Consider the following 22716-nt stretch of genomic DNA (forward strand, 5'->3'; position numbering starts at 1 on the left):
GGATGGACGACAAGACTCCGGTGGCGAACGAGGACGAACGCGAGAAGGTTCTGTCGGTCAAGGGGCTGACGGTCGGCTTTGGCAGCAAGATCGTGCTCGACAACCTCGATCTCGATATCTATCGCGGCGAGATCCTCGGTTTCGTCGGCGCCTCCGGCGCCGGCAAGTCGGTGCTGATGCGCACGGTCCTGCGGCTGCTGCCGCGACGGTCGGGAACGATCGAAATTCTGGGTTCCGATTATAATACGGTGGACGAACGCACGCGGATGGAACTCGATACGCGGCTGGGCGTCTTGTTCCAGCACGGCGCGCTATTTTCGGCGTTGACCGTCAAGGAGAACATCCAGCTGCCGATGCGCGAATATCTCGACCTGCCGAAGTGGCTGATGGATGAGCTTGCCTATCTCAAGCTGGATCTGGTCGGCCTCGACCCGGACGCGGCGGACAAGTATCCGTCGGAACTGTCCGGGGGCATGATCAAGCGCGCGGCGCTGGCGCGCGCGCTGGCGCTCGACCCGGATCTGGTCTTCCTCGACGAGCCGACCTCCGGCCTCGACCCGATCGGCGCTGCGGAATTCGACGAGTTGATCGCAAGGCTGCGCGACACGCTGGGCCTGACCGTCTATATGGTCACCCATGACCTGGACAGCCTGTTTTCCGTCTGCGACCGCATCGCCGTTCTCGGGCAAAAGCGAGTCTTGGTCGAAGGCACCTTAGACGATATGCTCGCCAGCGAAGATCCGTGGGTGAAATCCTATTTCAGGGGCAAGCGGGCCCGATCCATTCCTCGCCGGGGCGACCCGGTGGCATCCGGTAGAGTGACTGACTGATGGAAACCAAAGCCAATTATGCGATCGTCGGATTTTTCACGATGCTCGTCATCGCGGCCGCCTTCGGCTTCGTCTATTGGATGGCCGAATATGGCCGCGGCGGGACGCTCGCGCCCCTGGCAATCCGCATCCCGGGTTCGGCCAACGGCTTGAGCATCGGCTCGCCGGTGCGCTTCAACGGCATCGCCGTCGGTTCCGTGCGCAGCCTCTATATTGACAAGGAGGATCCGCAGTTCTCGGTGGCCTTCACCGAGGTCAGGGCCGACGCGCCGGTCACCGCCTCGACCAAGGCCGTACTCGAGATCCAGGGCCTGACCGGGGCCGCCTATATCGAGCTTTCCGGCGGCAATGCGGGGGACGCCAATATTCTCGAAAAGGCCATCGCCACCGGCGAGCCGGCGGTCTTGCTGGCCGACCAGTCGAGCGTGACCAACCTTCTGGCGACCGCCGACAAGATCCTGAAACGCGCCGACGACGCGATCGGGCAATTGCAGGGCTTCATCACCGACGCGCGCGATCCCTTGACCAACACGGTCAAGAACGCCGAGACCTTCTCCAAGTCGCTGGCCGAGAATGCCGATGGCATCGACAAGTTCCTGCAGAGCGTCAGCGCCCTGTCCGACTCGGTCTCCGGCCTGTCGGGCCGGCTGGATTCGACGCTCGGTGCGGCCGAGAGCCTGTTCAAGGCGCTCAATTCGGACAAGATCGACCAGATCCTCACCAATACCGAGGCGTTCACCGGCAATTTCGCCGACGCCTCTGACACGATCGGCCCGGCCATCGAGACTTTCCGCGAGACCGCGGCGACCTTCCAGAAGTTCGGCGAGAATGCCGACAAGACGCTGTCGCGGGTCGACGAGGTCGTCGCTGCGGTCGATGCACAGAAGATCACCAAGGTCATGGACGATGTCTCGGTCGCCTCTGCCGATGCGCGCGAGGCGATCAGCGGCTTCAAGGATTTGAGCCAGAGCATCACCGACCGTACCCAGGACATCGACCAGGCGATCACCGATTTCACCCAGCTTGCCAACAAGCTGAACAATGCCTCGGACCAGATCGACGGCATTCTGACCAAGGTCGACGCCTTCCTTGGTTCCGGCGAGGCGGATTCGCTGAGCGCCGAGGCCCGCAAAACGCTGGTTTCGATACGGGGCGCCGCCGACAATCTGAACTCCAGGATCGGACCGATCGCCGACAATCTGGCTCGGTTCTCCAATACGGGGCTCAGGGACATCCAGTCGCTGGTGACCGATACGCGCCAGACGGTGCGCGGTCTGAACGACGCGATCACCAATTTTGACAATGATCCGCAGCGCCTGCTGTTTGGCGGGGAAAACGTCAAGCAATATGACGGGCGGACGAGACGATGACGAACATGACGGCAAGGGGCAGGGATCACATGGGCGGAACCGCTATCATGGCGCGTTGCACGACGGCAATGAAGGCGGCGATCCTCGTGCCGCTGCTGGTCGCAGGGCTGTCGTCCTGCGGGTCGAAGGCTTCGAACGATACGTTCGACATCACGGCCGCACCGGATGTGAAGACCAGCACGCCGGCCCGCAGCCGCCAATTGCTGGTGGCCGATCCGTCGGCACTGAAGGCCTTGGACAGCGAACAGGTTCTGGTCCGTGTCTCGCCCTCGGAGATCCGATATCTGTCGAATTCGCAGTGGAGCGACAAGCTCACCCGAATGGTGCAGGCGAAACTGGTCGAGACCTTCGAGAATACCGGCAAGCTCGATGGCGTCGGCAAGCCGGGGCAGGGACTGGCGATCGACTACCAGTTGATCACCGATGTTCGGGCCTTCGAGATCGATACGGTGGGTGGTGACCGGGGTGTCGTGGAGATCTCCGTGAAGCTGCTCAACGACCGGAACGGTTCGGTCAAGGCGCAGAAGGTGTTCAGCGCCAGCCAGCCGGCGTCGGGAACGTCGAACGAGGCCTATATCCGGGCGATGGACCAGGCCTTTGCCCGGGTGAGCGCCGAGATCGTCACCTGGACGCTCAGTCTGCTCTGAACGCATCGGCCTGATCGGCAAGCTTCGCCGACGACCGATCGCGGCGGCCAGCCAGGAGAAGAACAAACGAAAGCCCCGACGCCTTGGATGGCGCCGGGGCTTTCGTTTTTCGTGATGCAGAGGAGGCCGGCGGTCACCCGCCAGCCTCTCCTGTTCAGCTGAACCGGCCTGCGGCGTGGGCCAGCATGGTGTAGACCTTGCCGGTATCCGAGGTGAGGTAAGATTGGGTGACCGTCTTGTCGCGGTCGGTACGGGTGACGTCGCCGAGCAGTTTTTCGAAATCGGCGATGTAGCGATCGACGGCGACGCGGAATTCCGGCTCGCGGTCGTACTTGCGCTTGATCTCGTCGAAGGTCTGCTGGCCCTTCAGCGTGTAGAGGCGGCGGGTGAAGACGTCGCGCTCGCCGCGCTGGTAGCGCCGCCACAGATCGACCGATGCGTCATGGTCGATGGCGCGGGCGATGTCGACCGACAGCGAGTTCAGCGATTCCACCATGTGCCGCGGATTGCGGGTATCGGCCTGGCGTGATGCGGCGGGCGCCTCGGCCGGACGCGGCGTGGGCGCGCGCGGTGCGGGAGCCGCCACCGTCTCTGTATGTTCGTCGCGCGATGCGCCGCGCAGCAGGTCGCTGATCCAGCCGGATTCACCGCGCGTGGCGGGTGCCGGGGCGGCTGCGGGATTGATGCTGCCGCGCAGGCCGAGTGGCTCCATCGCGCGTGCCGGGGTAGCCGCCGGAGTCGGAGCCGGGGCCGGGGCAGGGGCCGGAGGGGCGACGGGTGCGGCGACAGGCTGCTGGGCAACCGGGGCCGGAGCCGGGGGTTTTCTCGGAGCCTCCACCGGCCTTGCCTCGGCCAGCTTGCGGGCGACCGGCTCGGAGATTTCCAGCGACTGGGTCGAGCGGCCGACGAGCTGCGAAATGTCCTGCAGCGCCTTGATCTGCTCGGACACGGCACGCCGCATGGCGGCGGCGCTTTCCTTGGCCTCTTCGGGAAGATCGAAGGCGCCGCGCTTCAATTCGCTGCGGGTCATGTCCAGTTCCTTGCGGATATCCTGGGCCGAGCGGCGGATCTCGTCGGTGGCACCGGCAAAGCGGGTAACGGCCTCTTCGACCGCCTCGCGCATGGCCTCGCGCAGGTGGCTCGCGGCACCGTCCGACTTGCGGCCGGCCTCGCCGAGCAATTTGTCGACGTCGGACAGCGAGGCGGTCAGGCCGCCGCGCAGACGGTCGGCGAGATCGCTGGACCGCTTTTCGGCTTCCGACAGGGTCTTTTCGATCGAACGGGTGGCGTCTTCGCCAGCCGACATCAGCGCGCCGCGCATGTTGCCTGCCGTTGAAAGCGCCTGCTTCTCCGTGTCGGACAGGATCTTGCCGATATCGGCAAAGGAGGTCTGGATGCTCTGGCGCAGATTGCCGGCGACCTGGCCCGAGCGCTGTTCGGCGCGCTCGAAGGCGCCGTCGACCATGGCGCCGAGGTTCTGCATCGTCGTTTCGATCTCTTCCGAACGCTTGACCAGGCCAACGGCCAGATCGCGGAGCGCCTGCTGGCGCTCCTCGAGCGTGCCGACCAGATTGGACTGGGCAGCCGACAGGAGTTCGGAAGCCTGGCTCAGCATCTTCGAATGGTCGCCGAAGCGCCCGACGATGGAGGTGACCTGCGACAGGGTTTCGCCGGAGACCGCCGACAGACGCTCAAGCTTGCCGTCGAGCAGACGGCCGGAGGTCTGCAGCAGGTCGGCGGCCTTGGACGTGGTGTCGACGAAGCGCTCGGTGGTCTGGTTGAGCTGTCCGTCGGCTGCCGCGATATTGGTGGCGACCTGCTCGATCATCGCGGCGAGGCCCGAATTGCTTTCGCTGAGCCGTTCGATGAGGCGGCCGGCACTGTCGGTCAGGCTGAGTTCCGCTGCACCGATAGTCTCCGCCGCCTTGTCGGCACGCGTGCTGATCGCCGCGACGATGGCGTCGTTCTCGGCCCGCAGGCGTTCAGCGCTCAGCGATGCGGCTTCCGTGATCCGCTCGGCGGCGGCGCGACCGGTCTCGGCATAGTCGGCAATCAGCGGAGCCGCCTTCTCGTCGATCAGGCGCGACAGTTCGGAGGAGCGGGAGGCGAGCATGGAATTGAGCTCGCGGGTCCGCTCGTCCAGCACCGTGCGGATGGTGTTGCCGCGGGCTTCGAGCGCCTTTTCGACCGCGTCCATGGTCGAGGCGATTTCCTCGGTATTGCCGGACAGCTGCTGACGAATGGCGGCAGCGCGGGCTTCGAGCGTGGTTCCGGCATCCGACAGCGTGCCGGACAGGGCGGAGATGTGGCTGCCGACGAGGGCTTCGGCCTCGGCCACTTTGTTGGCGATGACGTCGCCGGCCTCGGCAAAGGTCTGCGCCACGGCGGCGGCCTGACCGGCAAGCCGGGTCTGAGTCTCGGAAATCCGGTTGGCGAGATCCTCGGATTTTTCTTCGACCGTGCGGCTCAGTTCGGCACTGCGTTCGCCGATCCGCTCGGCAAACTGCGCACCGGTCTGGCTGAGCAATTCGACGGAGCGCTGGGCCTCGCCGTCCAGCTCGCGCGCGGCGTCGGCCACCGCGCCACGCAGGGCAGCGGCAAGGCCCGCTGCCTTGCCTTCGATCGTGCGGTTGACGTTGTCGAGACCGATGGTGAGGGCGCGGTCCATGGTCGAAAGGCGTTCGTCGATCTGGGCGGTGCGACCGTCGAATGTTTCCGCCACCTTCGCGGTGCCATCGTCGAGCACACGGGTAACCCGCTCGACCGCCTCGCTGCCGACGCGCTCCAGATCGGAGACCTTCTCCGACAGGCGGCTGGCGAACTTCTCGCCGGCATCGCCGACGCGGATGTCGACGCCGTCTAGGCCGCTCTTGATACGGTCCTCGAGGGTCTCGAGGCTGAGTTCGATACGGCTGCTGGTATCGTCGAGGCGCGTCGACATGCCGCCGACCGACTGCTCGATCCGGCCGGAGAAATCCTCCGCGGTCCGGGTAATCTCCTTGGCTGCCTCGCCGAGCTGGCCGGCGAGTGCGCCCGCCGTGCCGCGCAGACGCTCGTCGAGCATCTTGCCGCTTTCGTCGATGGTCCGGCGAAGCGCTTCCTCGCGCTCCTCCAGCGTCATTTCCAGCATGCCGGTGGAGGCGGCGATCGATGCGCCGATCGCGGCTCCCTGTTCGGCGAGCGTGCCGTCCAGCTGTTCCTGGGCCGCGCGCAGCGTGACGTCGATCGCGTTGCCGCGTTCTTCCAGCGTGGCGCGGATCCGCTCATGGGTGTCGGAGAGCTTGCCGTCGATGCTGGCAAGACCGTAAACCATCGTGTCGCCAATGCCGGAAAGGCCAGACGCCATCGTCTCGCTGATGCGGCCGGTGCCTTCGCCAAATGTCTTTTCGAGTTGCTCGCCGGCCTGTTCCAGCGTGGAGGCGAGATAGCTGGCGTGGCCTGCCAGCGACAGGTCGAGCCGGTCCTGATTCTCGTTATAGGCGCTGCGGATCGCTTCGGCCTTGTCGGCAAAGGCGGCTTCGATCCGCTTGTCGGCGTCGGCCACGGTGTCGATGATTGCCGTGGTGCGACGGTCGAGAGCGTCGGCGAGGCTGCGTTCGGTTCCACTGACCGCTTCAACGAGGGTCGATGCGCGGCTCTCGAGCGTCTCGTCGATACGGCGCTGGCCCTCGGCGAGTGCCGAGGCAATCGCCTGGCTGCGGCCGTCGAGAACGTCTGCCAGGCGGTCCTCCGTGCCCGAGACGGCTTCGATGATGGAGCTGGTCCGGCTTTCGAGGGTTTCGTCGATGCGGCGCTGGCCGTCGGCGAGCGTCGAGGCGATCGCCTGATTGCGTCCGTCCAGAACGTCGGCAAGGCGATTCTCCGTGCCCGATACCGCCTCTATGATGGAAGTGGCGCGGCCCTCCAGCGTTTCATCGAGACGCTTCTGGCCGTCGGCCAGGGTGTCGGCGATCGCGCGGCTCTTGGTGTCGAGGGTCTCGGCGAAACGCTCCTGATTGCCCGACAAGGCGTTGACAATGGTCTCGGCGCGGGTCGCAAGCGTTTCTTCAAAGCGCGACTGGTTGTCGGCCAGCGCCGAATAGAGGGCGCCACCGCGCTCTTCCATGACGGCGTCGATGCGCTTCTTCGCGTTTTCCAGGCTTTCGCTCAGCGACAGCGCGCGGGCCGACATCGCGTCGGCGATTTCCTGGGCGCGGGTCGAAAGCGCGTCGTCGATCAATTCCTGGCCGGTGCCGACCGCCGTGGCAAGGGCAAACGACTGGTCGGTCAGCGTCGAGCCTAGGCGTTCGATGCTGGAGTTAAGAATGCCGTCGATCGCCTCCGAGCCGCCCGTGACGGTCTCGTTGATGCGGGCAAGGCTTTCCATCAGCTTGCTGTCGAGCGAACCGGCGCGCTGGTCGAATGCGCTGGCGAACTCGGCGACGCGCTCGTCGAAGGCCGCATTGACTTGGCCGATCGTCGCCTGCAGGCGATCCTCGAACAAGCCCGAGCGCAGGTCGAGGTCGACGATCGCGTCGTCGGCGCTCGATTGCAGGCTCTGGCGGAAGGCTGCACCCCGGTCTTCGAGCGTGGCGTTGAGCTTGGCCAGCACCAGGTCCAGCGAGCTGGTAATTCCCTGCTCGCCGGTGGTCAGGCTGTCTGCCAGCTCGCGGGTGCGTTCGGCCAGAGTTTCGTTCAGCTGGCGGGCCCGTTCGCCGAGCGCCGCATTGAGCTTTTCGGTATTGGCGTCGAGCGTCGAGGCCCGGGTTTCGAATTCACCGAGCAGTTCACGGCCGCGCTCCTGCAGGGTGCCGGTCAGCTGCTGCAGGCGGGTGTCGAATTCGCTGGCCAGCGAGATGCCCGAGGCGCTCAGCGTCTGGACGAGGTTTTCGGTCTTGCTCGACAGTAGGCTGCCGATCGAGGTCGCGGCGGCGTCCGATTTTTCCATAAGGGCGGCGGCGCGGGTGTCGATCAGCGAGGCAAAGGCCTCGCCAGAGGTGGCAAGGCGGACAGCGATCTCCTCGGTTGCCAGCGACAGCTCCTCCTTGAGCTGTTCATGGGCGCCGACGATCGAGCTGCGAATGCGTTCCGCGTGATTGACGATGGCGTCACGCTCGGAACCGAGTTCATGGACGAGGCCGCGGACGCGCAATTCATTATCGGTATAGCTGCGTTCGAGCGCGGTGACCTCTGAATGCACCAGCGTCTCGAGCTCGGTGGCGCGCGCGATGGTGCGCTCGATGCCCTCGTTCATCGCCGAGACTTCACGGCGCACGGCCTGGCCGACGGTCATGATGCGCTCAGACGCGATGGTCTCGGGTTCGGCGAGGCGCAGGGCGACCTCGGCCATGGACCGAGCCGCATTGCGCAGGTCGTGGGCGCGGGCCATCATGATGGCGAAGGCGAAGAACAGCATGACGGGGATGATCGTGCCGACGAAGATCGCCACGACGCCGGGCATGGCGACGATATCGGCGACGCTCTGGGCCTGCCAGATGGCGGTACCATAGAGAATCTGGCTGAGACCGATGGCACCGAGCACCCAGAGGACGGAGATGATCGTCGCGTTGCGCATGGCGCTGCGCATCGATGCGCCTTCCAAAGTCTTCATGATGGCGGCCGGGCTGCGGCGCGAGGCGTCGTTGGCCGGTTCAAAGGCGGGGGCCCGGGGCGCCATTTCGGGCGCGAGTTCGGCGCCGCGCGCCGCACGGCGTTCGGATGGCTTCTTGGGCGCAGCGGGACGCTGGTTGGTGGACTCGGACACTTTGGCCTCCGGTGCGTCTGACGTCTGCCTGCTTCGGCTGGCGGACGTCTCCTCTTCGTCGAAATCGATCCTCAGAGCCGCTTCAAGCGCCTGAAAGGCACTGTCGTCAATCGACTCGACCGTCTTGTTGTTCGCCATAGGGTTACGCCTCGTTACCAAGCCTATTGGGCCGTCCTTCCTGATGCCCCGCTCTTCGGAGTCCGGGCGCCTGGAAAGACCGCTTTTCACGGGGATCCCATCCTGCCGCCACGCCAGATGAAATCACCATCGGAATAAACAGCCGGATTTGCCCCGTTCTAGAGAGCATGACGATATTTTCCTATCATCATCCGGCCTGAGGGCAAAGGGACCCACCCTTTGCCCATATCAGTCGTATCGTAGTGACACATTCAGAATGTCGAGACAATTAAGGGGGGGCGGCATTCCTAACGCGATGGAGCCATTGTTAACAGCATTTAAACTAAATTAGCGCGTGAAAAACCATACGCTTCCGTCGTTTAGGCGGCATTAACCATATCGTAATGTTTTGTCCTCACATGAGCGCCGGTTTAACCGGATCTGGACGCTGCATCGCCAAGGATGAGCGTAGCAACAAAACCCATAAGAAGGAAATCGACCCATGGCCGCGCTCAGCATCGCTTTCGAAGCCCCCGAAAACATCGGCGGGCTCTGCCCCTCGAAGGACCGCCCGATCGACCTGGTCCAACTTGCGACCACGACGCTGGGCGACAAGGCGGTCGAGATCGAAATCCTGCAAATGTTCGCCCGTCAGGCCCGCGGTTGCCTCCAGGCACTTGCCAGTGAAACCGAGAATGCAGCACGGGTCACGATCGCCAAGCGCTTAAAGGGCGCGGCAGGCGCCGTCGGCGCCCATGCCGTGCTGCGCGCCGCGGAGGCCGTGGAATGCGATGGCGCGGATGCCGGCCGGCTTGCAGCGGTCGCCGCCAGCGTGATCGAGGCCGAGAACTTCATTCTCAAGCTTTGCCGCTGAAGGCGGCTTCCTGCGACGGGGGCTCGCTTCGAGCGACGCGGCCAATGACGGGAAATTCAGCCGCCTGAATGTTGACTGGCCCATCGTTTTAGGGGATGACTTCGCCGTTTTTTGCAATCGGCGAAGTCTGGACATCTCATCATGGCACAACTCACCATCATCGCTTTCGACGGCACGCGTTATGAACTCGCTGCGGACGAAGGATCCACGGTCATGGAGAATGCCGTGCGCAATTCCGTTCCCGGCATCGATGCCGAATGCGGCGGCGCCTGCGCCTGCGCGACCTGTCATGTCTATGTCGACGAGGCCTGGACCGAGAAAGTCGGAGTGCCATCGCCCATGGAAGAGGACATGCTCGACTTTGCCGTCGATGTGCAGCCCAATTCCCGTCTCTCCTGTCAGATCAAGGTCACGGCCGCCCTCGACGGCCTGGTCGTGCGCGTCCCCGAACGCCAGGGCTGATCAATCGAAAAAAAAGCCTCGCTCTTCGACAAGCGAGGAGCGAGGCAGGAGGGCGCATCGCCATAATCAGGCGAGGGAGGAACACCTGTGGCACCTGGATGCGCCAGGGAGAACTCGGAACCGGACACGTGACCGACTGAATTCGATGACATTTATATTTCAGTATTCGTTCAAGTACCACGCCGAGAAATAGTCAGTTATTCACAGGCTTGCCTGCAAGTTTCGCGCAAGCCCTGTGGCATTTTTGCCCGGTTGCTCGCTTGAGCCACCTCAATTTTTGGGGGTATTTTGCCCGGCTCGGTATTCGAGGATGCGCATCATGCGATTCTCGAAGTTGACGGCCTCGACGCGGTCAAAATCCATCTGCGCGGTGTCATGGGCGGCGATCACCCTGTCGGTGGCTTCCGCGACCTTCGCCTGCATGGCATCACAATTGCGCTGCGGGCGGAGCTTCTTCAGCGTCCTTTCCAGCTTCCGCGCATATTGCCGCGCGATCTCCGCGTGGCGTTCCTCATGACGCTTGATGTCGCTGGACAGGGCGTCCCATATGAGCGCGAGATCGCCCTTGGCCCTCTTGCGGTTCTTCCACTGCGGCAGGATGATGCGCGTATCAAGGGTCACGTCGACATTGCCGAGCCTGCAACGTCCCGCGGATTGCACATAGTCCAGTTCGCCGCCGAACTTTATCTGTGTCGCGCCGGGGTGACGCGATCCGCTGGCGCGGGTCGCGGGTCCGCGGCGCTCGAGTTCGCGGTCGAGATCCTCGGCCGTGGTGCCGCCGATCTGGAAATAGGAGACCGATTTGCGGACGATCGTCTCGGCCTGGGTCATTCCCCCCAGAGCGAGCCACAGGCCCGTGGCGGCAGTGAGGACGCCAAATCGGCGTGCAGTCTTCATTCTCGATGGTCCGCCAAGTTGAATTCGGCGCGACCTTGGGGCATAGGCTCTCCAAGTGCAATATCAGCCCACGCAAAATTTGCACCGGAAAGGGACAAGTCGGGTGAACAGCGGAACGAGCGGATACTGGCGGGCGGCCCACGGACGCGGCATCGCCCTTGGGGTGCGGGGCCGTTTGATGGCGATCGTCAACGTCACCCCTGATTCCTTTTCCGACGGTGGCCGGCATTTCAGCGTCGACAGGGCGGTCGGCCATGCTCTTTCGTGTGTCGCGGAAGGCGCCGATATCCTCGATATCGGCGGTGAATCGACAAGGCCCGGTGCGACACCCGTCAGTGCCGCGGAGGAGCTGGATCGTGTCTTGCCGGTGATCGAGAGGCTCGCGCGTGAAACGGATGCGCTGATCTCGATCGACACCTATCGGGCCCGGACCGCACAGCTTGCGATCGCAGCCGGTGCTCATATCATCAACGACGTGCATGGCCTTCAGCGCGAACCGGAAATCGCCGCGATTGCCGCGGAAACCGGCGCGGGGCTGTGCATCATGCATACCGGGCGCGGCCGCGACCGGCTGGCCGATGTCGTCGCCGACCAGTTCGACTATCTGAACCGCTCTCTGTCGATCGCCGCTGCGGCCAATGTGACGCGCGAGACAATCGTGCTCGACCCGGGCTTTGGTTTTGCCAAGGAGACGGTCGAGGAGAACATGGCGCTGATGGCGCGCTGCGACGAACTGCTGGCGCTTGGCTATCCGCTTCTGGTGGGCACCTCGCGCAAGCGATTTCTCGGCACGCTCACGGGTCGGGATGCAGGTGAACGCGATGCGGCGACCGCGGCGACGACCGTGCTCTTGCGCATGAAGGGTGCTTCGGTTTTCCGGGTGCACAATGTCGCGATCAACCGGGATGCCCTGGCGATCGCCGATGCTATGATCGCGGCCGAACCCAGGACCGGCAAGGAGCAGGCAGAATGACGGACGTCTACACCATCACCCTGAAGAACTGCGCCTTCTTTGCGCGTCACGGGGTCTATGCCGAGGAAGAGTTTCTCGGCCAACGATTCTTCGTCGATGCCGAGCTGGAGGTTGCCGCCGGGAGCGCGCTGGAAAACGACGACATAGACGGTACGGTCGACTACGGCATCGCCTTCAAGGTAATCGAGGAAACCGTCATGAGCAGCCGGCGCTTCCTGATCGAGGCGCTTGCGCTGGCGATTGCCAAGGAGCTCTGCCAGCGCTTCGGCCAGATCCGGCGGGCGAAGATCGCGGTGCGCAAGCCCAGCGCACCAGTGCCGGGTATCCTCGATTATGTACAGGTGAGTGTTGAGCATTTCAATTGAGGAGGGCTGGCGTCCAGCGACGCTCGGTCTCGGCGGCAATATCGGCGATCCGGTGGCGGCCATGGCTCTGGCCTTGCGCCGGCTCGACGCGCGCGACGACTGCCGGGTCACGGCAGTTTCGCGGCTCTACCGCACACCGCCCTGGGGCAAGACCGACCAGGCTGACTTCTACAATGCCTGCGCCGCGATCGAGACACGGCTTTCGCCGGCCGGGCTGCTCGAGGTCTGCCTGGACATCGAGCGCGACATGAAGAGGGTGAGATCCGAGCGTTGGGGGCCGCGCACGCTCGACATCGACATCCTGACCTTTGACGGTTTGCAGATCGACGAACAGGCTTTGACGGTTCCGCATCCGCGCATGACCGAGCGCGCCTTCGTGCTGATGCCGCTCGCCGACCTCGACGGCGGTCTGAAGGTGAAGGGCAGGGTGGTTGCCGATTGGCTCAACGGGCTTTCTGCCGACGGAATTGTCGTGGCAAACGAAAACCGCGCCTGGTGGCGCGGCTGATTGCATGCGGGCTTTGATCGAGGCTAGACAGACAGCCTCAGCCGGCCTCAGTTCTTGATGTCGCCGGCGTAGGCGTCGGCCTGCCGGTTCAGCTTCAAGCCGATGACCGGGATCATCCGATCCTCGACCTTGACGGAAATGGTGATGTTCATCGCCATGTCGTTTTGCAGACGGGCGACCATGGCGCCGTTCAGCTTCTTGCGGTTGATGCCCATGACCACGCGATCCCCGGTCACGGCGCCCGAGACGATATCCAGCCCCTTGCCTTCCGCGCCGTCGAGGAACTGGCCCTGATACTTGCCGCCGACCTCGGAAATCGTCGCCTTCATCGGCTGGGTGAACACGCCGACCCGGCACGTGCCGTCGAGTGTGATGCCGGTCAGGTCGCCGTCCGGCGGCAGGCCGGTCAGGCTGCAGGTGAATTTGGTGCCCTTGTACTTGCCGGCAACGATCTCGCCCGGGCCCTTCCAGACGCCTGCGACGGACTGGAAGAAGCGCTTGTCGCGCGATGCGGCATCGGCCACGGGTGCCAAGGCAAGCATGGCGGCAGCGGTGACGACGACAACGCGGCTGAATGACGAAATGGAACGATGCGACATCGACTTGAACCTTGGTACGAGCAACCCATGAACCCGCAGGCAAACTAACGCGGGAATGGTTAATGCATCCTTGCCCTAGCCGCAAAAGGGCTTCCGGGCAACGGCAAAAACTGGACGGGAACGTGGTTTGTCTCAGCCGGCGGCCTTGGGCGGATTGCCGGTCAGGCCGGGCGTCAGGTCGGAGATGAAATCGCCAATGCCCGGACGCTTCACCGCACGGAACGGCAATGGCCGGCAAAGGTCCATGGCGGCGATACCGATTCGCGCCGTCATCATCCCGTTGATCACGCCTTCGCCGAGCCGCGCGGAAAGCCGCGAAGCGAGCCCATGGCCGAGAATCTGCTGGGCGAGGCCATCGCCCACGGCAATCGAGCCCGTGACGGCGAGATGGGCGATCACGTCGCGCATCAGCCGAAGCATGCCGACCGTGCCCGGCCGTCCGCCATAGAGTTCGGCCATGCCGCGCACCAGGCGGAAGACCTCGAAGAGCACATAGGCCAGATCGACGATCGCCCGCGGGCTGACCGCGGTTACCACCGACACCCGCTTGGAGGCGCCAAGGATCAGCCCGCGCGCTCGGATATCGAGCGGCGCCAGCAGTTCGCGTTCGGCCAGTTCGATCAACTGCGGTGCGTCGATGATGTCTTCTTCCGTCGCTTCCAGGGTCGCCCGGCCGCTTGCGGTTTCCGGGCGTGAGGAAACCAGTTTCGCCAATTGCCGCACGACGGCGCGGGCGGCGGGCTTGCGCCCTTCGGCGGCCGCTTTTTCCGCGTCAGCCTTGAGGTTCTGCACCGCTTCCAGCCGGTACAGCCCGACGACCTCGCGGGCCATCAGCAGGAAGAGTGCGAGGAGGCCGATGGCCAGGACGGCCATCGCGGCATAGCCAAGCCAGTCCGAGCGGGAAAAGAGGTCGCGGATCAGTCCGTCCAACCAGAGGCCGATCGCAAGCGAGAGGAGCAGGCCGAAGGCGCCGGCGGCGATCTTGCCGAGAGACAGGCCCCTGCGGCGCGGCCGGGCGATTGCCATCGGCTCGATTGCGTCCAGATCGGCGCCGAGGAAGGGATCGGCTTCGTCGGGCGTGATTTCAATGCCCTCGTCGAAGCTCTGCGGCGCGCGCGGTGCCGCGGTCTTGGGGCGCATCGGCTCGTCCGGCTCGATGGCGAATGAGACTGGACGCCGGCGCGGGGCCTCAGGCGAAAGCGGTGGCCTTTTCATGCGAGGCGATCTCCGAACAGGAACTGCATGGCACGGTCGAGCCGGATATGCGGCACGGACAGCGTGATCCCGCCGCCGGTCTCTTCGATCAGCGGCGGGCGGAAGCGGACGATGTCGAGGTCGGGCAGGTCGAGATGCGGCGCCCCTTCGTCGAGCGAGCGGAAGAAGGGCTGGGGATCTTCCGGCAGGTCGCCGGGAAAGACGGCCGTCTTGCGCTTGCCGTCGAAGCGTTCGGAGCCGACCTTCTCGCCTTCCATCGGCGTTCCGACGATGACCGGCAGGTCATGGCCATCGCGCTTGACGGTCGCCTCGCGGGTGGCGCGCACCGAGGCGATCGCCATGACGTCGATGCCGGCGCCGGACATGCCGATCGTCTGGATGGCACGATCGACGAGACGGCGGGTGATCGCCTGCAGCCTGTCGTGGCTTTCGTGGTGCAGGTGGTCGGCCTTGGTGGCGGCGACCAGCACCCGGTCGATGCGGCGGCGGACGAACGAGGAAAGCAGGGTGTTCGTGCCGGCACGGAAGCAGGCGAGCACGTCGGCGAGCGCCCGCTCCAGATCCTGCACCGCTTCGGGGCCGCGATTGATGGCCTGCAAGGCATCGACCAGCACGATCTGCCGGTCGAGCCGGGCGAAGTGTTCGCGAAAGAACGGCTTTACCACGACGGACTTGTAGGCCTCGTAGCGCCGTTCCATCATGGCGCGCAGCGACCCCTTCGGCGGGCGGGTTTCAGGCATGCCGACCAGCGGCGCAAAGGTCAGTGCCGGCGAGCCCTCGAGATCGCCGGGCATGAGGAAACGGCCGGGCGGAAGCGTGGACAGCGACCGTTCGTCGGCCTTGCAGGCGCGCAGATAGGCGGTAAACGTGGTCGCCAATTGCCGCGCCACCATCTCGTCGGCCGGCCCGTCCATGTCGACGGCGGCGCAAAGGTCGAGCCAGTCGCGCGCCAGTTCGGCGCGGATGCCGGTTCGGGCAAGCTCTGTCGTCGCCTCGCTGAACCGGCGAAAATCCTGGCCGAGCAGCGGCAGGTCGAGCAGCCATTCGCCGGGATAGTCGACGATGTCGATCGACAGGCGTCCGGGCGAGAACATACGGTTCCAGCCGCTCGCGCTCTTGTATTCTATCGTCAGGCGAAGCTCGGAGATGGCACGGGTCGAGTCAGGCCAGACCCGGTCGCGCACCAGGGCGCGGATATGGTCCTCGTACTGGAAGCGCGGCACGGCATCGTCCGGCTGTTCCTCGAGGCGTGTCGCGGATACCCGGCCAGAGCGGATCGGCTCGAACAGAGGCAGACGTCCGCCATGCAGCAGATTGTGGACGAGGGAGGAAATGAAGACCGTCTTTCCCGCCCGCGACAGGCCGGTCACGCCGAGGCGCAGCGTCGGATTGACGAGATTGGCGGCGCGGTCGGCCAGATTGTCGAGTGCGATCGCGGCATCGTCGGTCAGGCTGGTCAAGGATGGCGGCAATTTTCTCGTCCCTGCGTGATGTGCGTCCCGTCATATAGGAAGGATGCGGGCGCGGAAACAGGGACGGGAAGGGCGCCGGCTCGTCGCGGCCTGAGGTCTGCGCTGCGTGAGGATCAACCGACGAGGAAATCCCGCAAGAGCCAGTCTTCGCCGTCGCCGTTGCGGTCGAGAACGGCAAGCCCCGACGTCGGATAGCCTTCCGGTATCGTCCGGTTGACGACGTCCATCCCGACCAGCGTGGCGAACAGCTCCTCGATCGCCGGATTGTGGCCGACCAGCATGACCGAGGAAAAGGCATCGATTTGACCGAGTGCGTCGACATAGATTTCCGCCGGCGCGTTGTAGAGTTCGTCGGCGAAGCGGAACTCGGTATTGCCGTCGATCGCGCGCTGGACGGCCTCTGCCGTTTGCCGGCACCGCATCGCCGAAGACGAGAGCACGAGATCGGGTCGATAGCCGCGCCTGGCCGCCTCGTCGGCGACCTGGGCCGCCTCTTCCAGGCCGGCTTGATCGAGGGTGCGGTCGAAGTCGCGCCCACCCGGCAGGGCCCATCCGGACTTCGCGTGCCTCAGGAGGTAGATGCGTTCAGGGGGCGAGGCAAGGAGGGGCATCCGAGGAAATTCCGCGACTGGGCTTCTTATTCTGAACTAGCTTTTGTCGGGGAGGTCCGTCAACTGCTGTTCAAACCGATTAGACCACAGTCGGGTATGCCGCGTGAGGCCTGTCAGGGCGCCGCACTGCCCAAATCGAAAATAGTGGTTAGAAAATATGCCCTTAGCCTAAAAATGTGACAGATTTAAAAATGGCTTAATAGGCAGCCATTAGGCTTGAACCCCGGTTATCGAAAGGATATACAGCCGGCCATTGAGATGTTCTTCAGGAGAATCGCGTTGAGTGAGAAGATCAATCTTAGCAATTATGTTCTCTCGGAAGACGACGAGTTCATGAACGCCAGCCAGAGGGCCTACTTCCGCGCCAAGCTTATCGCCTGGAAGAACGACATCCTCCGGGAAGCGCGTGAAACCCTCGAGCACCTTGCCGAAGAGAGTGCCAATCATCCCGATCTTGCCGACCGGGCTTCCTCTGAAACCGACCGTGCCATCGAGCTGCGCGCCCGCGACCGGCAGCGCAAGCTGATCTCCAAAATCGACGCCGCCCTGCAGCGTATCGATGACGGAACCTATGGCTATTGCGAGGAGACGGGAGAGCCGATCGGCCTGAAGCGGCTGGATGCGCGGCCGATCGCGACCTTGTCGATCGAGGCGCAGGAGCGTCACGAGCGACGCGAGAAGGTCTATCGCGACGAATAGCGCGACGCCGCAAGCCATCGATTGCTTTGCTCGAAAGGCCATGGATCATAAAGAAATGCCGGCTCGCGCCGGCATTTTCGCGTTCAGGAACGCCTCAGTGGCGGTCGGCGGACATCTCGCCGAAGATGCGCGCGATCTCGTCCTGCAGGTCAGGCTCCTGCTTGGCGGGGACGCCCGGGCGGCTCGCGTCATTGACCACAGGCCCGGCAATCGGCGGCACGAATGGTCGGTCGGCGCGCGTTTCGGGCAGGATCGGCTGGAAAGGCGGCGATGCCGTCGGCCGAGCGTCGTTTGCCGCAAGATGCAGGGCCATCTCCTCTTCCAGAACGCGTTCGAACTCGCTCTGTTCACCGGACCGGACGGGCGTTTCGGGCATGGTGGATGGCCGCTCCGGGCGGGGTTCGCTGCCGCGGGAGGGCGCGGATACCGGCGAAAGCACCCGCTGGCGAGCCGCCTCCAGAATATCGGAGGCGTCCTCCTGCGGGATGATGTTGACGTCTGCAGTCGGTTTTGACGGGCGTTCCATCGACTGGCCGACGGCCGCGGGCACTGTCGCTGCGGCCGCCGCCGGTGCGGCGAAGCGAGCCGAAATCTCGAGCGGGCGCGGCCCAGGCGTGACGATCGGGGCCGCAACCGGGCCGGCCTGGATCGCGGGCGCTAGAGGTTCCACGGGCTCGGGCGTTTGGGCAGCGGGTCTTGCCAAAGCGACGGGCGACGGCTGGGGCAGGGCCTCGGAAAGGGCGCGCACGACGGGGATCTGCGCCTTCGGGCCTTCGGACGGGACGCTTTCGGTGGCGTCGAGCGCCGGGCGGGCCGGTTCGGGCCTGACGATCGGGGCCGGGGCCACTTCCGCTGCCGGAACCTCGGGTTTACGCATTTCGACGTTTGGCGGCGATGGGCGTTGTGGTTGTGCTGGCTGCGCGACCGGTGCGGCGGGTGGCGCAGCCTTCACCTGGGTCACGGAGGGCACAGGTGCTGTTTCCGCAGCCGGCGCGCTAGCAGGGGGAGACAAGGGGCGGGCGGCGATCGGAGCGTCCGGCCTTGCCGCCTGAGTGCGTTCGTCCTTCGCCGCGGTCACAGCGTCGGGCGGCGCCGCTGGCGCAACGGGTGTGAGCGACCGGTCGAGCGCGCGCGGCGCCGTGGCCGGTCCCGGTTGCGATGCCGGCGCGACGTCGGCGGCGACCTGCAAGGGCGCGTCGGTCACCGGTCTGGCCGAGAGATAGGCGCGCTCGTTGCCTATGCCGCTTTCGATGACGATGTCGGTCGGGCCCCCGATCATCACCAGATGTTCGACATTGTCGCGGCGGACCAGCACCAGCCGCCGGCGCGCATCGACGGCGGCGGCATCCAGAACCTGCAGGCGCGGCTGGCGGTTGCGCCCCCCGCGGACGAAGGGGGAAGGCGCGCGGTTGCGCAACAGCCAAAGCACGATGAACAGGCACAGGAGCGCAAGGCTGACGCCGAGTGCCGCGACCAGAAAACGGTTCCCGTAGGCGGTCACCAGTTCGTCAAACATGTCGCGTTCTCCCTTTTTTCGCTTTCTCGCAGAAGATAGGCGATTTCGCAATCCGGCAAGGGCGCAGCACACGGCCCCGAGCGGGTTTCGCTCAAAAGGCGGAGGATCTCCGTCAAATGAGGCATTCCTGTGGGGATTGCTGTGTATGGTACCCCGCAATATGCCGGCCCGGAGCTTTTTGCCGCTGCCGCAAATTGCTAAAGAGGTTCTACACGCCCCGATTCCCTTAAGCATCGCAGGCGGCGACGCGCAATCCGGGCTCGAGTACGAGGCACATATGACAAGAGAGCCGAAGGGCGCAGACGACGAAGGTCCGCTGGTGGATCGCGCAACGCGTTCGGGCACGGCGCTGCGCGTCATCCTGCTTGCATTCGTGCTGCTGGCCGCCGCGGTCGCCTTCGTCGTGTTCCGCGGCCAGCTCGACAACGAGATCGTGCTCGGCCTCCTCGGCATCCTTGCCATGATGGGGATATTCTTCATCGTGGCGGCGGTGATCGGCTTCGTCGAGGTCATGCCGCAGTCCCATTCGGATACGCTGGCGCGCAGCTTCCTCGCCAGCCAGCCCGACGGCATCCTGATCACCGACGCCGATGGTCGCGTCATTTATGCCAATGGCGCCTATGGCCGCATGACGGGCGCCAAGAAGGCGACCGAGGTGCAATCGCTCGAGGCGCTGCTGTCGCGCTACCGCGAATCGAGTGAAGCGCTCTACCGACTGACCAACGGCTTGCGGGAAGGGCGCGAGGGTTATGAGGAGTTCCGCCTGCTCAAGCCGCTCGGTACGCATACCGGAAGCGGCTCGGGCGCGCATTGGTATCGGTTGAAGGCGCGGATGCTGGCCGGCGAGCGCCGGCTCGGCAAGAAGCTGCATATCTGGCAGATCAGCGACATTACCTCGGAGCGCGACGACCAGGAGCGCTTCTTCAAGGAACTGCAGCACGCCATCGACTATCTCGACCATGCCCCGGCCGGCTTCTTCTCCGCCGGTCGCAAGGGTGAGATCTACTATCTCAACGCGACACTGGCGGAATGGCTGGGGGTCGACCTCACCCAGTTCAGCCCGGGCTCGATGACGATTGCCGACCTGGTGGCCGGCGAGGGCATGGCGCTGATCAATTCGGTGCAGGCCGAGCCCGGCCAGTCGAAGACGGAGACGCTGGATCTCGACCTGAGGCGTGTCAACGGACAGAGCTTGCCGGTGAGGCTGGTCCATCGGGTCCGCTCGGCGCGTGACGGCGCGCCCGGCGAGAGCCGCTCGATCGTGCTGGCCCGGCAGGACGGCGGCAGCGACCAGTCGGCGTCGATCGCTTCGATGCGCTTCACCCGCTTCTTCAACAACACGCCGATGGCCATCGCCTCGGTCGATGGCGAGGGACGGATCCTGCGCACCAATGCGCCGTTCCTCAAGCTGTTCTCCGATATCGTCAGCCGCGACGACGTCGATCGCGGCGGCAAGCTGGAGGTCTTCTTTCACGAGAGCGAGCGTGAGCGCTTCCGCGAGGCGCTCGCCGCGGCCAAGGATCGCCAGGTCGACATTGCCCCCATCGACAGCCGCCATCCGGAAAGCGATGCCCGCCATTTCCGCTTCTACGTCAATGCGGTGATCGACCAGAGCGACGAGGCGCCGGAGGAGGCCGCGATCGTCTATGCGGTCGACGTGACCGACCAGAAGGCGCTCGAGACGCAGATGGCGCAGACGCAGAAGATGAATGCGGTCGGCACGCTGGCCGGCGGCATAGCGCACGACTTCAACAATGTGCTGACCGCGATCCTGCTGTCCTCCGACCACCTCTTGCTGCAGGCGCGGCCATCGGATTCGAGCTTTGCCGACCTGATGGAGATCAAGCGCAATGCCAACCGCGCCGCAGTCCTGGTGCGTCAGTTGCTGGCCTTCTCCCGCAAGCAGACCATGCGGCCGAGCGTGCTCAACCTGACGGATGTGATCGGCGACCTGCGCATGCTGGTCGACCGGCTGATCTCGGGCAGCAATGTCAAGCTGAAGGTCGAGTATGGCCGCGATCTTTGGGCGGTGAAGACCGACCTTTCGCAATTCGAGCAGGTGTTGATCAACCTGTGTGTCAACGCCCGCGACGCCATGCCGGACGGCGGGACGATCACGGTGACGACCCGCAATATTTCATCCGCCGAGGCGGCTGCCTTCAACTATCGCGGCCTTCCGGAGGAGGAGTTCGTCCTGGTGGAAGTGGCCGATACCGGGACCGGCATCGCGCCGGAGATCATGGACAAGATCTTCGAACCCTTCTTCACCACCAAGGATGTGGGCAAGGGGACCGGCCTCGGCCTTGCTATGGTCTACGGCATCGTCAAGCAATCCGGCGGCTATATCTATCCGGTATCGGAAGTGGGTCACGGGACGAAATTCAGCATCTTCCTGCCGCGGCACATTCCCGAGATCGTTCCGGCGTCGGCAACCGCCGCTGTGGCCGGCGCCAGCGGGGAGGGCGGCGTCGAACAGGCCGTCGGCGCTTCACAGCCGCCGGCCGGCCCGGACGCCAAGGAACCGGCCGACCTGACCGGCAAGTCCGCCGTGGTACTGCTGGTCGAGGACGAGGAGGCCGTTCGACGCGGCGGCAAGCGTATGCTGGAGACCCGCGGCTATACCGTGCACGAAGCCGGCTCCGGCGTCGAGGCGCTCGACATCATGCAGGAACTGCAGGGAGCGGTGGATATCGTCGTCTCCGACGTCGTCATGCCCGAAATGGACGGCCCGACGCTGCTGACCGAGTTGCGCAAGAATTATCCTGAACTCAAGTTCATCTTCGTCTCCGGCTATGCCGAGGACGCCTTTGCCCGCAACCTGCCGGCGGACGCGAAGTTCGGCTTCCTGCCCAAGCCGTTCTCGCTCAAGCAGCTTGCCGTCGCCGTCCGCGAAATGCTCGATGGGGCAAATTGACATTGAGCAAGATCATGCGCCTACTGTCATGACGGCCGTCACTTCGGCGGCCGGCTCGCCGCGGTCGCGAACCGGGTAAGAATAGGCTCGGGCGCGCGTGTGTTGCGAGCAGACGTTCGGCATGTGGTCGAGGTGCGATGGACGGTGACGGGGTAGCAGGCGGTGGTGGCAGGGAACTGCTGGTGCGAATTCAGGCGGTGGAGAGCCTGAGCGAGATCGGCACCGTGATCCACCTTTTGCTGCGCCGTTTTCGTTTCGACTATTTCAAGCTTTTCGCCGCGCGCTCCGCCCCGACCGGCTCGCTTCGGGACCACCTTCTCCTGACCAATGTTCCCCCGGCCTTCATCGACGGCTTTGATGCCATCGGCGGGCTTCCGGCGGCGCCGGTGCGCATCTTCGCCACATCCGACCGGCTGGCCTATCAGTGGCATGTCAGCGATCTGAGCGTGAAGGCGCAAGGGTCGGCACAGGTGGGGCAACTGATGGCGCTGCTACAGGAACACGGCATGAGCCAAGGCGCCTATGCCGCCCTGCCAACCCTTGACGGGCGCAAGCATATCTTCGGTGTCTATGGCGAACGCGATGCCCTGACGCACGCGGACCTGGACGAGTTCAGCTTCCTGTCGATTCATTTGCTCGACCGGCTGGAAACACTGGAAAAACGGCGCGCCGGCCAGCAGACCGGCATATCCGGCCTGGAAATCGAATGTCTGCTGATGACGGCCGCCGGTCACGATACGGCGGCGATCGCGCGCAGGCTTTCGCTGTCGACGCGCACCGTCAACTATCTGGTGGGCTCGCTGTGTCGTAAGCTCGGCACCGACCGCCTCGAGCATGCACTGGCCGAGGCAGCCCGACTGGGCTATCTCGACTGACACCCGACCAGCCTGGCGGGTCGGTTCAG

18 protein-coding genes are annotated in these 22716 nt (G+C 64.7%); 11 read left to right on the plus strand and 7 right to left on the minus strand.

All coding sequences use genetic code 11. The features are described from left to right. Positions 1-2: 2 nt before the first annotated feature. The 3 genes from RHIZ70P_RS04975 to RHIZ70P_RS04985 are packed head-to-tail and all read left to right on the plus strand — an operon-like array spanning position 3 to position 2847. Complete coding sequence (locus RHIZ70P_RS04975) at positions 3-830, plus strand: ABC transporter ATP-binding protein (protein WP_115669282.1); 828 nt, start codon at positions 3-5, stop codon at positions 828-830. Next, on the plus strand, positions 830-2200 hold the full coding sequence (locus RHIZ70P_RS04980) for an MlaD family protein (protein ID WP_115669283.1): 1371 nt from the start codon (positions 830-832) through the stop codon (positions 2198-2200). Before RHIZ70P_RS04975 ends, RHIZ70P_RS04980 begins: the two co-directional genes overlap by 1 nt. Before the next feature lie 29 nt (positions 2201-2229). Beyond that, positions 2230-2847 (plus strand): ABC-type transport auxiliary lipoprotein family protein, encoded by a 618-nt coding sequence (locus RHIZ70P_RS04985; protein ID WP_115669284.1) that lies wholly within the window; start codon positions 2230-2232, stop codon positions 2845-2847. A gap of 154 nt (positions 2848-3001) precedes the next feature. On the opposite strand, the gene RHIZ70P_RS04990 is transcribed toward RHIZ70P_RS04985, so the two are convergent. After that, positions 3002-8728: a hypothetical protein gene (locus RHIZ70P_RS04990; protein ID WP_115669285.1), complete on the minus strand. Its 5727-nt coding sequence runs from the start codon at positions 8726-8728 to the stop codon at positions 3002-3004. Positions 8729-9209: 481 nt separating this feature from the next. On the opposite strand from RHIZ70P_RS04990, the gene RHIZ70P_RS04995 reads away from it, so the two are divergent. Together RHIZ70P_RS04995 and RHIZ70P_RS05000 are read left to right on the plus strand one after the other, a co-directional pair. After that, positions 9210-9581 carry an Hpt domain-containing protein gene (locus RHIZ70P_RS04995; protein ID WP_115669286.1) on the plus strand — a complete coding sequence of 124 codons (372 nt, stop codon included), beginning with the start codon at positions 9210-9212 and terminating at the stop codon, positions 9579-9581. 141 nt (positions 9582-9722) lie between these two features. Further along, positions 9723-10043 carry a 2Fe-2S iron-sulfur cluster-binding protein gene (locus tag RHIZ70P_RS05000; protein ID WP_115669287.1) on the plus strand — a complete coding sequence of 107 codons (321 nt, stop codon included), beginning with the start codon at positions 9723-9725 and terminating at the stop codon, positions 10041-10043. A 270-nt stretch (positions 10044-10313) separates the two neighbouring features. Here RHIZ70P_RS05000 and RHIZ70P_RS05005 read toward each other — a convergent pair whose 3' ends face one another. Then, on the minus strand, positions 10314-10940 hold the full coding sequence (locus RHIZ70P_RS05005; protein WP_115669288.1) for a DUF922 domain-containing Zn-dependent protease: 627 nt from the start codon (positions 10938-10940) through the stop codon (positions 10314-10316). Between the two features lie 103 nt (positions 10941-11043). Here RHIZ70P_RS05005 and folP point away from each other — a divergent pair, with 103 nt between their 5' ends. From folP to folK, 3 genes are read left to right on the plus strand one after another with little or no spacing between them, the layout of a single operon-like run. After that, positions 11044-11913 (plus strand): dihydropteroate synthase, encoded by an 870-nt coding sequence (gene folP, locus RHIZ70P_RS05010; protein ID WP_235842146.1) that lies wholly within the window; start codon positions 11044-11046, stop codon positions 11911-11913. Further along, entirely contained in the window at positions 11910-12278 is a 369-nt protein-coding gene (gene folB, locus RHIZ70P_RS05015; RefSeq protein WP_115669290.1) for a dihydroneopterin aldolase, read from the plus strand. The genes folP and folB overlap by 4 nt, the downstream gene beginning before the upstream one ends. Next, on the plus strand, positions 12262-12786 hold the full coding sequence (gene folK / locus RHIZ70P_RS05020) for a 2-amino-4-hydroxy-6-hydroxymethyldihydropteridine diphosphokinase (RefSeq protein WP_268877515.1): 525 nt from the start codon (positions 12262-12264) through the stop codon (positions 12784-12786). The genes folB and folK overlap by 17 nt, the downstream gene beginning before the upstream one ends. A 47-nt stretch (positions 12787-12833) precedes the next feature. On the opposite strand, the gene RHIZ70P_RS05025 is transcribed toward folK, so the two are convergent. The 4 genes from RHIZ70P_RS05025 to RHIZ70P_RS05040 form a co-directional block, all read right to left on the minus strand. Beyond that, positions 12834-13385: a hypothetical protein gene (locus RHIZ70P_RS05025; RefSeq protein ID WP_115669291.1), complete on the minus strand. Its 552-nt coding sequence runs from the start codon at positions 13383-13385 to the stop codon at positions 12834-12836. Positions 13386-13517: 132 nt separating this feature from the next. Next, positions 13518-14600 carry a YcjF family protein gene (locus RHIZ70P_RS05030; RefSeq protein ID WP_115669292.1) on the minus strand — a complete coding sequence of 361 codons (1083 nt, stop codon included), beginning with the start codon at positions 14598-14600 and terminating at the stop codon, positions 13518-13520. After that, positions 14597-16072, minus strand: coding sequence for a YcjX family protein (locus RHIZ70P_RS05035; protein WP_115669293.1), 1476 nt, complete (start codon positions 16070-16072; stop codon positions 14597-14599). Before RHIZ70P_RS05035 ends, RHIZ70P_RS05030 begins: the two co-directional genes overlap by 4 nt. A 113-nt stretch (positions 16073-16185) precedes the next feature. Beyond that, entirely contained in the window at positions 16186-16683 is a 498-nt protein-coding gene (locus RHIZ70P_RS05040; protein WP_115669294.1) for a SixA phosphatase family protein, read from the minus strand. 279 nt (positions 16684-16962) lie between these two features. On the opposite strand from RHIZ70P_RS05040, the gene dksA reads away from it, so the two are divergent. Continuing rightward, the gene (gene dksA / locus RHIZ70P_RS05045; RefSeq protein WP_115669517.1) at positions 16963-17382 is read left to right on the plus strand and encodes an RNA polymerase-binding protein DksA; all 420 of its coding nucleotides are present in this window, start codon (positions 16963-16965) and stop codon (positions 17380-17382) included. Positions 17383-17476: 94 nt separating this feature from the next. Here dksA and RHIZ70P_RS05050 read toward each other — a convergent pair whose 3' ends face one another. After that, positions 17477-18898 (minus strand): flagellar biosynthetic protein FliO, encoded by a 1422-nt coding sequence (locus RHIZ70P_RS05050; protein ID WP_115669295.1) that lies wholly within the window; start codon positions 18896-18898, stop codon positions 17477-17479. Between the two features lie 277 nt (positions 18899-19175). On the opposite strand from RHIZ70P_RS05050, the gene cckA reads away from it, so the two are divergent. Beyond that, positions 19176-21812, plus strand: a complete 2637-nt coding sequence (gene cckA, locus RHIZ70P_RS05055; protein ID WP_115669296.1) for a cell cycle histidine kinase CckA — start codon at positions 19176-19178, stop codon at positions 21810-21812. 137 nt (positions 21813-21949) lie between these two features. Then, positions 21950-22687, plus strand: coding sequence for a helix-turn-helix transcriptional regulator (locus tag RHIZ70P_RS05060; protein ID WP_115669297.1), 738 nt, complete (start codon positions 21950-21952; stop codon positions 22685-22687). Positions 22688-22716 lie beyond the last annotated feature (29 nt).

This window comes from Paenirhizobium selenitireducens ATCC BAA-1503 (assembly GCF_900492185.1).
Taxonomy (GTDB): domain Bacteria; phylum Pseudomonadota; class Alphaproteobacteria; order Rhizobiales; family Rhizobiaceae; genus Allorhizobium; species Allorhizobium selenitireducens_A.